Genomic DNA, 11,940 nt, shown 5'->3' with positions numbered 1-11,940 from the left:
CAACTTTCTCACCAGGTTGCTGGCAGCTCGGGCGCCGGGGCGCCGGATGGAACGGTCCGATACTTCTTCAGCACCTGGCTCATCACCTGTTGGAAGACGGGAGCGGATGCGGCGGACGAATTCATCTTAACGGGATTCATGATGCTCACCGAAACGACGAACTGCGGATCGTCCGCCGGCGCGAAGCCCGACACGGAGACCAGGTAGCCGTGGAGATAGTGGCCGTTGCCGTCGGGCACCTGCGCCGTACCGGTCTTCGCGGCGACCCGGTACCCGGGGATCTCCCACTTGTCGGCAAGCCAGCCCTCGAGGTACACGCGCTCGAGCATCTGGCTGGTCTGGTCGGCCGCCTGCTCGGAGACGACCCTCGCGCCCTCGGGCTTCGCCGTGGCGTCGTCGCCGCAGCCGTCGACCAGGCGAACCGGCATGCGCACGCCGCCGTTCGCGATCGTCTGGTAGGCGCTCGCGATCTGCACCGCCGTCGTGGTGAGGCCCTGGCCGAACATCGTCGCGTACTTCGTCTGGTTGTCCCAGTCGTCGGGGTCGCCGTGCAGGTCGCCGGAGGCCTCCGCGGGGAATCCGACCTCCGTCTCCTGGCCGAGCCCGAACTTCAACATGTCGTCGTACCGCTCGCGGTCGGTCATCAGCTCGCCGAACTTCGACATGCCGGTATTCGACGACTCGATGAGCACGCCGGTGAGCGTCAGCCGCTCATCCTCGTGGAAGGCGCTGTCGTTGATGTCAGCCTCGTTCGGCGGCCGGTAGCGATAGGGGGCCACGATCTGGCTCAGCGGGTCCGCCTTGCCGGCGTCGATGACGGATGCCGCGGTGAGCGCCTTGAACGTCGAGCCGGGCTCGAACGGCGCGGTGAACGAACGAGAGCCGCGGTCGGCTTCCGCCGTCGACGACGGGTCGTTCGGATCCACCGTGGGCACGTCGGCCACCGCGAGGAGCCGCCCGGTCTTCGCCTCCATGACGGTGACCGTCGCCCAGTCGGCGCCCACGGCCTGCACCTGCGCCTCGGCGATGCGCTGCACCATCCACTGCAGGTCGGAGTCGATCGTGAGCTTCAGCGTGCCGCCGTCGTGCGCCTGCTTGTGGATCACCTGCGTGCCCGGGATCTGCACCCAGTCCTGCAGGCTGTGCAGGTAGCTGAGCTCGCCGTCCTCGCCCGCGAGGCACTCGTCCTCGGAGTACTCGAGGCCCGCCACGGCGTTGCCGTCGGGATCGACGAAGCCCAGCAGGTTGCCCGCGACGGCGCCGTTGGGGTACCGCCGGCTGGGATGCTCCCACGGCACGACCCACGGGATGTCGAGCGCCTTCACCTTCTCGTAGGTGTCGGTGTCCACGAGCTTCGCGACGAACGCGAAGTCCGATTCGGGGTCGCCGGCGAGGGCGTCGGTGATGATCGCCTGCACCTGCTCGCCCGTGAGTCCGACCACGGCGCCGAGCTCGGCGGCGGACTGCTCGAGCGGCACCTTCACGCGCTTGGTCTTGTCGGGGTCGGCGGGATCGGGCTCCTCGCGGATGATCGGACCCGCGCTCGCGTTCTTCGGCGAGAGGGCGATGTCGTACCGCATGACGGTGTCGGCGAGCACGATCCCGTTCGCGTCCACGATGTCGCCGCGCGACCCGTACACCTTCACGTCCGTCGACCGCCGGCCCTCGGCCTCGGCGCTGAGCTCCGCCGCCCGCACGACCTGGATGTCGACGAGTCGCACGACGAACACGCCGACGAGCGCCACCAGGATCACGCCGGCCAGGAGGATTCGCCGCATCGGGTGTCGGCTCGTGCGGTTCATTCGCGCCTTCCTCGTCGGGTGCTGGTCAGTGCGTCGCGGGCGTCGGCAGGCCGTCGGCCGGTGGCGGGACCACGGCCGCGGCGTCGGGCGCCGCTGCCGCACCCTCCCCCGGTGTCGTTCCGTTCGGAGTCTCCCCCGTCGCCTGCTCGGTCACGAGCGGCACGCCGTCGATGAGCGCATTCGGCACGAGCGGGGCGGATGCCGCGGCGCCGCCGCTCGCGGGCGTGGGCTGCCCGAGCACGGCCCCGTCGGAGAGCCGCAGGTAGACCGGGTTGGCGTTGGGCACCATGCCGAGCGCCTCCGCGTTCTTCGCGAGGTACTGCGGTGACTCGACCCGGTCGAGGTCCTCCGCGAGCTTCTGGTGCTCTCGTTCCAGTTCGGCCTGGCGCACCTGGTAGCCGTCGATCTCGTAGGCGCCCTGCGCCACCGCGATCGAGAGGAGCAGTTGCGCGACGACGATCACGGCGACCCCGCCCAGCGCGATGACGGCGTAGGCGAGCCGCGGCTTGGCGCGCCCGTTCGGCTGCGGCGCCGGTCGGAGTCGCCGTTCGGGTCGTGGTGCCGGGCTCCGCCGTGGGGCCGGAGCGCCGTGGGCCGGCAGTGCGGTCATGACGGCCTCCTCACTCGTTCGGCGGCACGCAGCCGCACGGGCTTGGCGCGCGGGTTCTCGGCCTGCTCCGACTCGCTCGCCAGTTCGGCTCCGCGCACCAGGAGCCGGAACTGCGGACGGTGCTCGGGCAGCTCCATCGGGAGCCCGGCGGGTGCCGTGGAGCTCGAGGCGGCCTGGAGCACGCGCTTCACGATGCGGTCCTCGAGGGACTGGTAGGCGAGCACGACGATCCTGCCGCCGACCGCCACCGTGTCGAGCGCCGCGGGCATCGCCCGCTGCAGCACGGACAGTTCCTCGTTCACCTCGATGCGGAGGGCCTGGAAGACGCGCTTGGCCGGATGCCCCTGTCGCTGCACCGCGACGGGCGTCGCCGCCGTGATGACGGCGACGAGTTCGGCCGATCGGGTGATGGGGGCATCCGCCCTCGCCTTGACGATCGCCCGGGCGTACCTGGCCGACAACTTCTCTTCGCCGTAGTCCTGGAAGATGCGTCGCAGCTCGTCTTCGCTGGACTCGGCGATCACCTCGGCCGCGGTGCGGCCCTGGGTGAAGTCCATGCGCATGTCGAGCGGGGCATCCTTCGAATAGGCGAACCCTCGCTCGGCACGGTCGAGCTGGAGCGAGGAGACGCCGAGGTCGAACAGCACGCCCTGCACCTCGTTGAAGCCCTCCGACCGCACGGCCTCGGCGATGCCGTCGTAGACCGTGTGCACGAAGCGCGCCCGGTCGCCGAACGGCGCGAGACGCTCCCGCGCGATCGCGAGGGCGTCGGTGTCGCGGTCGAGCCCGATGACCGTGAGCTTCGGGAAGCGGGTGAGGAAGGCGCTCGCGTGCCCGCCCATGCCGAGGGTGGCGTCGACGAGCACGGCGCCGTCGGCCTCGATGGCCGGGGCGAGCAGCTCGAGCGTGCGCTCGAGCATGACCGGGGTGTGGATGCGTTCGATGTCCATGATTCCTTCGGGACTGGTCCCGGATTCCGATCCCCATCCGTTCGTCCTGATGCGGGGAAGTGCATCAGGCGCGCACGGCTGGGAGTCGCAATCCGGGACTAGAAGAGTCCCGGGATCACCTCCTCCGCCGTGTCCGCGAAGGCCGCCTCCTGCTCGGCGAGGTATGTCTGCCACGCCGTCGCATCCCAGATCTCCACTCGGCTGCCCGTGCCGATGACCGTGAGGTCCCGGTCCAGGCCCGCATACGCGCGGAGCGTTGCGGGGATGGTGACGCGATGCTGCTTGTCGGGGGTCTCCGCGGATGCCCCCGAGAGGAAGACGCGCATGTAGTCGCGCGCCTGCTTGCTCGTTACCGGGGCCTGGCGGATCTTGTCGCTCATGCTCTCGAACTCGCGTGCGCTGAACACGTAGATGCAGCGCTCCTGCCCGCGCGTGAGCACGAGGCCGCTCGACAGCTCCTCCCGGAATTTCGCCGGAAGAATGACGCGGCCCTTCTCGTCGAGCTTCGGCTCGTAGGTCCCGAGGAACACCGCACCACCCCCTTTCCTCCGGCCAGAATCCAGGTGACCCCACTTTACTCCACTCTCATCCACCAATCAACGACATTCGCTCGTTTTCAGCGCCTCCGAGGTGTGAGATCCCTGTGAATACGCGCGAGAGAGACGGTGGAGGCGAGTGGAGGGAATGCGCGATCCATGGAGTCGCGGGCACGCGCTCGCTCCGCCGCGGGTCGCAGGAATGGACGGTGTGGAGACGCACAGAGGGAAACGGGCGCCCCGGATCAGCGTCGGCGCAACGAAAAACGGGCCGATCCGAAGATCGACCCGTTGCGGTGGTGCGAAGTGGAGGGCTTAGTCGTGACCGTCCTGGCGACGGTCCCAACGCTCGTTCAGGCGGTCCATGAACCCGCCCGAGCGTCGAGCCTTGCCCGAGGCCGATGCCGGTTCGGCGGGTGCGGGCGTCGCCGCCCCGCGCTTGCTGGGCGTGATCGCGATGAGCACGCCGGCGAACATGAGGGCGAAGCCGAGGATGCCGACGATGAGCAACTGCAGGGCGACGCCAGCGATGAGGGCACCGACGCCGGCGACCGCGACCAGCACTCCGAGCACGATCGCCCGGTAGTTGGGTCGTCGACCACGTACGCCGCCGACGGCATGCACGAAGTCCGCGTCATTGCGGTAGAGGTTCCGCTCCATCTCCTCGAGAAGACGTTGCTCCTGCTCTGAAAGCGGCATCTCATTCCCCTCAGGCTCGGGATCGACGCATCCGAGCTCATTCTAGCCCCGCCCCGCCTCGCTAGGCTAGGCGGGTGGCTCACGGTTCCCGGCTGGTCGATCTGGTGCAAGCGCGCATCGAGGAGTTCCTCTCCGAACGCACCTCCATTCTCCGCTCGATCAGCTCCGACCTGGACTCCCTCGACGAGTTCTCAAGGCGGTTTCTCAGCGGCGGCAAGCGCTTCCGGGCGCGGTTCTGTTACTGGGGGTGGGAGGCGGTCGGCGGACGTGGCTTCGATCCCTTCGAATCGGAGGCCGGACGCGACTGGTTCCCCGTCGTGTCGGCGGCGTCCGCCCTCGAGCTCTTCCACGCGGCGGCGCTGGTGCACGACGACATCATCGACAACTCCGACACCCGCCGCGGCGCCCCGGCGGCGCACAAGCTGTTCGAGCAGCTCCATGCCGACTCCGGGTGGGCCGGAAGCCCGGCCGACTTCGGGCGGGCCTCGGCGATCCTGCTCGGCGACCTCCTGCTCGGCTGGAGCGACGAGCTCCTCGACGAGGGGCTGCAGGCGCTTCCCGACCGACAGGACGCCCGCGCGGCACGCGCCGAGTTCATGCGCATGCGCACCGAGGTGACGGCCGGCCAATACCTCGACATCCTCGAGGAACGGGCCTGGGTGGTCCAGTCCGACGCCGACCAGCGGACGCGCGCCGAGCGCGTCATCGTCTACAAGGCAGCCAAGTACTCGGTCGAGTCGCCGCTCGTGATCGGCGGGGCGATCGCCGGTGCGTCGTCAGCCCAGGTGGCCGCGTTGCGCGGGTTCGGGCTGCCGCTCGGCATCGCGTTCCAGCTGCGCGACGACCTGCTCGGGGTGTACGGCGATCCCGAGGTCACAGGCAAGCCCAGTGGCGACGACCTCCGCGAGGGCAAGCGCACCCTGCTCGTGGCGATCGCCCGTGAGCGTCTCGCCGCCGGACCGCGTCATCTGCTCGACGAGCTCCTCGGCGACGCCGATCTCGACGCCGAGCAGGTGCGGATGCTGCAGCGCACCATCTCGGACTGCGGCGCCGTCGACGAGATCGAGCGACTCATCGCCGAGCACGTCGCGCGCGCCACCGCGGTGCTCGCCGATGCGCCGATCAGCCGCGACGCGCGCGCCGAGCTCGGCTCACTCGCCAAGGCGGTCTCGCGGCGCACGAGCTGACCGCCCGTCGGCCTGCCGCTCGTGGCGTCAGGCGAGCGCCTGCGCGACTCGCCGCACCTCGGACTTGCGACCGGCGCGCAGGGCCGCGATCGGCGTGGTGCCGAGGCTGTCGTCCTCACCGAGCAGCCACTCCAGCGCCTCGGCGTCGGAGAAGCCCGCATCGGCGAGCACGATGGCCGTGCCGTGCAGCTCGGGCAGCGGAGCGGCGTCGCGGAGGAAGGTCGCCGGAACCTTCAGCACGCCGTCCACGCGGGCGGCGAGCAGGTGGCGGTCGTCGATGAGCCGTCGGATCCTGCTCGGGCTCTGCCCGAGCAGCTCGACGAGGTCGGGAACAGTCAGCCAGTCGGTCTGGTCGGCGTCGGTCACGGCTCCAGCCTGCCAGACGAACCCGCGACTCGGAAAGCCGTCGGCCGTTCCGAGGCCCGCCGGCCGCCGCGTCCACCGTCCGCGTGCGGTTCGCGCACGGAGTCCGCGGACTCGCGGCGAGGTCGTTGACTCGGCTTACCCCCTGTGCGACCGTGGCGACGGACGAGGATGTCCGACGCCGACTTCAGGGGGAACGATGGCGAACGAGACGGACGCATTCCGGGCCGCGGGCGGCGGCGACGCCGGCGCGGCCGCGCGACCGCGCCGCCGCGGCATCCGGGTGCTCCTCGGGGTGCCCATCGCGATCGTGAGCACCGTGGCCGTCACGCTCGGCATCGCCCAGCCTGCCGACGCGGCACCACCGCAGGTCAAGCGGCAGGCGAAGCCGAGGGCCCAGGGCGCCGACGTGCACCGGGTGGTGAGGGCCACCGCCGCAGCGCAGGCACCCGGCGAGTACGTCGTCGCGGAGGGTGACACCATCAGCGGGATCGCCGAGCGATTCGGCCTCGCGACCGCCGAGGTGCTCGCGGCGAACGGACTGGGGTGGTCGAGCCTGATCTTCCCCGGCCAGCGACTGGCGTTGCCCGGCGGCCTCGCGCCCGATGCGGTCCCGGCGCCGATCGCCGTCGCCCCTGAGATCGCCCGCCACGTCGTGGCGGAGGGAGACACGGTCAGCGGCATCGCCGCCGCGTACGGGCTGACGCTGGCGGACGTGCTCAGTGCCAACGGGCTCAGCTCGTCGAGCCTCATCTTCCCGGGCCAGGCGATCGTGCTGCCGCTCGCCGGTCCGGCCGGCGAGGCGGCGCCACCCGCGGCAGAGCCGTCCCCGGCACCCGTGCCCGCTCCGGACCCCGCGCCCGCGCCTCCCGCCTCGCCGCCCGAGCCCGGCGGCGAAGAGCACGTCGTCGTCGCCGGTGACACGCTCTCGGGGATCGCCGCGGCCGCCGGTCTGAGCGTCGCTGAGCTCGACACCCTGAACGGCCTCGGCGGGTCGACCCTCATCGTCCCGGGGCAGGTGCTCGTCACGCGGCGGCCTGAGCCGGTCGTGGCCGTCGCCGTCGCCATCGCCGCGGTGAGCATGCCGCTGACCGACGAGACCCGGAGCAACGCGCAGCTCATCGTCGACATCGGCCGATCGCTCGGAGTGCCCGACCAGGGCATCGTCGTCGCCCTCGCCGCCGCGGCCCAGGAGTCGGGCCTGAAGAACGTGCACTCCGGCGACCTCGACTCGCTCGGCGTCTTCCAGCAACGGCCGAGCCAGGGCTGGGGCACGCCCGAGGAGGTGCTCGACCCGGCGCGTGCGGCGACGGCATTCTACGGCGGCCCGACGAACCCGAACCCGGGCCGCACGCTGGGTCTCCTCGACATCCCCGGATGGGAGTCGATGAGCGTCACCCAGGCCGCCCAGGCCGTGCAGCGGTCGGCGCATCCCGACCACTACGCGAAATGGGAGGCCCAGGCGCGCGCCTGGCTATCGGAGCTCGGCTGACGGCGAGCATGCGCACGCGGCCGGCACGCGGCATCCGTCGGTCACGAAGGCGTTTCGATCTCGGCGTTGCACGGCGTTTAGTCGGCGGCGGGCATACACCTCTTCGTACACTCGAACGGTGACCACCGCGCCCGCCGACCCCATGATCGGCCGTCTCGTCGACGGCCGCTATCAGGTGCGCTCGCGGATCGCCCGCGGCGGCATGGCCACGGTGTACCTCGCGACCGACCTCCGCCTCGAGCGACGGGTCGCGATCAAGATCATGCACGGCCATCTCGCCGACGACAACACCTTCAAGACCCGGTTCGTGCAGGAGGCCCGCTCGGCGGCCCGCCTCGCCCACCCGAACGTCGTGAACGTGTTCGACCAGGGCCAGGACTCCGACATGGCGTACCTCGTCATGGAGTACCTGCCGGGCATCACCCTCCGGGAACTGCTGAAGGACTACAAGAAGCTCACGCCCGAGCAGACCGTCGACATCATGGACGCCGTGCTCTCGGGCCTCGCCGCAGCACACCAGGCCGGCATCGTGCACCGCGACCTCAAGCCCGAGAACGTGCTGCTCGCCGACGACGGCCGCATCAAGCTCGGCGACTTCGGGCTGGCCAGGGCGGCCAGCGCGAACACCGCGACCGGGCAGGCGCTGCTCGGCACGATCGCGTACCTCTCCCCCGAGCTCGTCACCCGCGGCGTCGCCGACGCACGCAGCGACATCTACGCGGTCGGCATCATGATGTACGAGATGCTCACGGGCGAGCAGCCATACGTGGGCGAGGCGCCCATGCAGATCGCCTACCAGCATGCGAACGACACCGTTCCGACGCCCAGCTCGAAGAACCCGGGCGTGCCGGTCGAACTCGACGAGCTCGTGCTCTGGGCCACCGCACGCGACCCCGAGGAGCGCCCGAACGACGCCAGGGTCATGCTCGAGCGCCTGCGCGAGGTCGAACCCGACATCCGCTCGCCCCGGCCGCACGGGCGCACCCAGGCGACGATGGTGCTCGCGGGCGGGGCCATGGCAGCGGGTGCCGCCACGGCCGAGACGACGGTGCTCGGCGGAGCGGTCGCCGCTGCTCCGGTGACAACGCTCGAGGCATCCGGTGGCGACGACGGCGACGACGCCGCAGCGCTCTCGACGAGCGCCGACCGCCGCAAGCGCCGCGGCTACTGGATCTTCGCCCTCGTGCTCCTCCTCACCGGACTCGCGGCCGGCACCGGATGGTACTTCGGGGCGGGCCCCGGGGCGCTCGCCACCGTGCCCGACACGGCGACGTTCCTGCCCGAGAACGCCCAGCAGGTGCTCGAGGAGGCCGGCTTCGAGGTCGTCGCCGCCGAGCGCAACGACCCGACGGTGCCGGTGGGGCAGGTGTCGGGCACCGACCCGGCGGGCGGCGAACAGGCGCGCAAGGGCTCCGAGGTGACGATGTTCGTCTCGCTGGGTCCGCGCATCCTGGCCGTCCCCGACGTGATCGGCCAGCCCGAGGCCGACGCACGAGCCGCCCTCGCCGACTTCACCGTCGCCGAGCAGAGCGCGCAGCAGTTCTCCGCCGACGTGCCGCCCGGCTCCGTGGTGGCGGCGCTCGGCGCCGACGGCAATCCGCTCGGAGCGGAGTATCCCGAGCTCGGCGACGTCACGCTCGTGGTCTCCGTCGGCGGCGTCCCCGACGTCACCGGCATGCCCGTCGCCGACGCCGAGGCGGCCCTCGCCGGCGTCAACCTCGCGGTCGACTACGCGGAAGCCGAGTTCAGCGACGACGTGCCGCTCGACCACGTCATCTCGGCGACGCCCGCCACCGACCCGGTTCGCCCGGGCGACACGGTCGTCCTCACCCTTTCCAAGGGCGAGGACCTCGTCGAGGTGCCCAACGTCATCACCGGCGGCACCATCGCGCAGGCGCGCGAGCAGCTCGAGGCGCTCGGCTTCACGGTCACGTCGAACGTGCCGGCCTTCCTCGAAGGCGCCGTCGTGGCATCCGTGCAGACCCCGGCCGCCGGCGAGAAGCTCAAGCGCGGCGCGGAGGTCACGGTCAACTTCGGCTGAACCGGCAGCGCGTCGTCTGGCCGACGGCCGCGAGCACGCGCGACGTGGGACACCCGCACGGATGCCCCACGCCGAACGCTCAGCGAGCGGTGAGCTCCTCGGCCACGAGGAACGCCAGCTCGAGCGACTGCATGTGGTTCAGGCGCGGGTCGCACAGGGACTCGTACCGGGTCGCCAGCGTCGCCTCGTCGATGTGCTCGGACCCGCCGAGGCACTCGGTGACGTCGTCGCCGGTGAGCTCGACGTGGATGCCGCCCGGGTACGTGCCGGCCGTACGGTGCGCCTCGAAGAAGCCGCGCACCTCGTCGACCACGTCGTCGAAGCGGCGCGTCTTGTAGCCGTTCGGCGTCGTGATGCCGTTGCCGTGCATCGGGTCGGTGACCCACAGCGGGTTGGCGTCGCTGCGCTTGATGGCCTCGAGGAGCGGGGGCAGCGCGTCGCGGATCTTGCCCGCGCCCATGCGCGTGATGAACGTGAGGCGGCCCGGCTCGCGATCGGGATCGAGCTTCTCGACGAGCTCGAGCATCGTCTCGGGCGTCGTCGACGGGCCGAGCTTCACGCCGATCGGGTTGCGGACGCGCGACAGGAAGTCGACGTGCGCGCCATCGAGGTCGCGCGTGCGCTCCCCGATCCAGATGAAGTGGCTCGACGTGTCGTACGGCGTGCCCGTGCGGGAGTCGATGCGCGTCATGGGCCGCTCGTAGTCCATGAGCAGCCCCTCGTGGCCGGTGTAGAACTCGGTGTGCTTCAGCGCCTCGAAGTCGGCGCCGCAGGCCTCCATGAACTTGATCGCGCGGTCGATCTCGCGTGCGAGCGACTCGTAGCGGGCGTTCGCCGGGTTCACCGAGAAGCCCTGGTTCCAGGAGTGGACCTGGCGCAGGTCGGCGAATCCGCCCGTGGTGAATGCGCGGATGAGGTTCAGCGTCGACGCGGCCATGTGGTACCCGCGCACCAGTCGCGCCGGGTCGGCCGCGCGGGACTCGGACGTGAAGTCGTAGCCGTTGACGATGTCCCCGCGGTACGCCGGCAGGGTGACATCGCCGCGCGTCTCGGTGTCGCTCGACCGGGGCTTCGCGAACTGCCCGGCCATCCGGCCCATCTTCACGACCGGCATCGACGCGCCGTAGGTGAGCACCACGGCCATCTGCAGCACGGTCTTCACGCGGTTGCGGATCTGGTCGGCGGTCGCTCCGGCGAACGTCTCGGCGCAGTCGCCGCCCTGAAGCAGGAACGCCTCGCCACGCGACGCGGCGGCGAGCCGGGTGCGCAGCATGTCGACCTCGCCGGCGAACACGAGCGGCGGCAGGGTCGCCAGCTCGGCGGATGCCGCGTGCGCGGCCTCGGCGTCGGGCCACTGCGGCTGCTGCTTGATCGGCAGGGTGCGCCAATAGTCGAGGCCGTCGATCACGGAGGGATCTGCACTGATGACGGGCTCGACGAGCTGTACCACGGAAGTGTCCTGAGGGGTGCGGGGCGCGGTGCGCCGGGAATGGGAACGCGGCGCCGCACGTCGCGCCGCCGCTGCATCGAGCCTACCCCGAGGTCGTCGCGCGTTGCTCCCGCACGGAGCTCGCGTAGACGTCGACGTACTGCTGGCCGCTCAGCGCCCGGAGTTCGTAGACGAGCTCGTCCGTCACGGAGCGCAACACGAAGCGATCACCCTCGAGGCCCTCGAACCGGGTGAAGTCGAGCGGCTCGCCGATGATGATGCCGATGCGCCGGATCTTCGGCAGCCTCGTGCCGATCGGCATGACCTTCTCGGTGCCGATCATCGCGACGGGGAGCACCGGCACGCCGGCCTCGAGCACCATGCGCGCGACCCCGGTGCGGCCACGGTAGAGCCGCGCATCGGGGCTGCGGGTGCCCTCGGGATAGATGCCGAGGATGCCGCCGTCGCCGAGCACGCGGAGGCCGGTGAGGAGTGAGGCCTCCGACGCCTTGCCGCCCGAGCGGTCGATGGGCAGCTGCCCCGCCGCCTGGAAGAACGTCTTCGTCGCCCAGCCCTTGAGGCCCTTGCCGGTGAAGTACTCGCTCTTCGCGAGGAACACCACCGGACGGTCGACGACGAGCGGGAGGAAGATCGAGTCGATGAACGAGAGGTGGTTGCTCGCCAGCACCACCGCGCCCTGCTTCGGCACGTGCTCGAGGCCGACCACCCACGGCCGGAAGATCGCGAGGAGGATCGGGCCGATCACGATGTGCTTCATGATCCAGTAGAACACCGGCGGACTCCCCTCCCGTGCGGACGAACGCTTCAGCC

General features: G+C 70.9%; 11 protein-coding genes. 3 read left to right on the top strand and 8 right to left on the bottom strand.

Annotated elements, in window-relative coordinates:
• Positions 1–8: 8 nt before the first annotated feature.
• The 5 genes from AC1DZA_RS11775 to AC1DZA_RS11755 all read right to left on the bottom strand — a co-directional run bounded on the left by AC1DZA_RS11775 (position 9) and on the right by AC1DZA_RS11755 (position 4,597).
• Positions 9–1,802, bottom strand: coding sequence for a peptidoglycan D,D-transpeptidase FtsI family protein (locus AC1DZA_RS11775; RefSeq protein WP_476772889.1), 1,794 nt, complete (start codon positions 1,800–1,802; stop codon positions 9–11).
• A gap of 25 nt (positions 1,803–1,827) precedes the next feature.
• Positions 1,828–2,412, bottom strand: a complete 585-nt coding sequence (gene ftsL, locus AC1DZA_RS11770; RefSeq protein ID WP_309978164.1) for a cell division protein FtsL — start codon at positions 2,410–2,412, stop codon at positions 1,828–1,830.
• Positions 2,409–3,362, bottom strand: coding sequence for a 16S rRNA (cytosine(1402)-N(4))-methyltransferase RsmH (gene rsmH, locus AC1DZA_RS11765; RefSeq protein ID WP_476772888.1), 954 nt, complete (start codon positions 3,360–3,362; stop codon positions 2,409–2,411). The genes ftsL and rsmH overlap by 4 nt, the downstream gene beginning before the upstream one ends.
• 98 nt (positions 3,363–3,460) lie before the next feature.
• A complete protein-coding gene (gene mraZ, locus AC1DZA_RS11760; RefSeq protein WP_476762441.1) occupies positions 3,461–3,892 on the bottom strand; it encodes a division/cell wall cluster transcriptional repressor MraZ in 432 nt (143 codons plus the stop codon).
• Positions 3,893–4,213: 321 nt separating this feature from the next.
• Complete coding sequence (locus tag AC1DZA_RS11755) at positions 4,214–4,597, bottom strand: DUF3040 domain-containing protein (RefSeq protein ID WP_476762440.1); 384 nt, start codon at positions 4,595–4,597, stop codon at positions 4,214–4,216.
• A gap of 74 nt (positions 4,598–4,671) precedes the next feature.
• On the opposite strand from AC1DZA_RS11755, the gene AC1DZA_RS11750 reads away from it, so the two are divergent.
• Positions 4,672–5,784, top strand: coding sequence for a polyprenyl synthetase family protein (locus tag AC1DZA_RS11750; protein WP_476772887.1), 1,113 nt, complete (start codon positions 4,672–4,674; stop codon positions 5,782–5,784).
• A 27-nt stretch (positions 5,785–5,811) separates the two neighbouring features.
• On the opposite strand, the gene AC1DZA_RS11745 is transcribed toward AC1DZA_RS11750, so the two are convergent.
• On the bottom strand, positions 5,812–6,150 hold the full coding sequence (locus tag AC1DZA_RS11745) for an Rv2175c family DNA-binding protein (protein ID WP_309978153.1): 339 nt from the start codon (positions 6,148–6,150) through the stop codon (positions 5,812–5,814).
• A gap of 196 nt (positions 6,151–6,346) precedes the next feature.
• On the opposite strand from AC1DZA_RS11745, the gene AC1DZA_RS11740 reads away from it, so the two are divergent.
• Together AC1DZA_RS11740 and pknB are read left to right on the top strand one after the other, a co-directional pair.
• Positions 6,347–7,639, top strand: coding sequence for a LysM peptidoglycan-binding domain-containing protein (locus tag AC1DZA_RS11740; protein ID WP_476772886.1), 1,293 nt, complete (start codon positions 6,347–6,349; stop codon positions 7,637–7,639).
• A gap of 118 nt (positions 7,640–7,757) precedes the next feature.
• Complete coding sequence (pknB, locus tag AC1DZA_RS11735) at positions 7,758–9,680, top strand: Stk1 family PASTA domain-containing Ser/Thr kinase (RefSeq protein ID WP_476772885.1); 1,923 nt, start codon at positions 7,758–7,760, stop codon at positions 9,678–9,680.
• Between the two features lie 79 nt (positions 9,681–9,759).
• Here pknB and AC1DZA_RS11730 read toward each other — a convergent pair whose 3' ends face one another.
• The gene (locus tag AC1DZA_RS11730; protein WP_476760726.1) at positions 9,760–11,130 is read right to left on the bottom strand and encodes a class II 3-deoxy-7-phosphoheptulonate synthase; all 1,371 of its coding nucleotides are present in this window, start codon (positions 11,128–11,130) and stop codon (positions 9,760–9,762) included.
• Positions 11,131–11,212: 82 nt separating this feature from the next.
• Complete coding sequence (locus tag AC1DZA_RS11725) at positions 11,213–11,902, bottom strand: lysophospholipid acyltransferase family protein (RefSeq protein ID WP_476760727.1); 690 nt, start codon at positions 11,900–11,902, stop codon at positions 11,213–11,215.
• Positions 11,903–11,940: the final 38 nt, after the last annotated feature.

This window comes from Agromyces sp. P2_B3, from assembly GCF_056404815.1.
The sequence above is the reverse complement of the archived record's forward strand: the minus strand, read 5'-3'. Positions and strand labels throughout refer to the sequence as shown.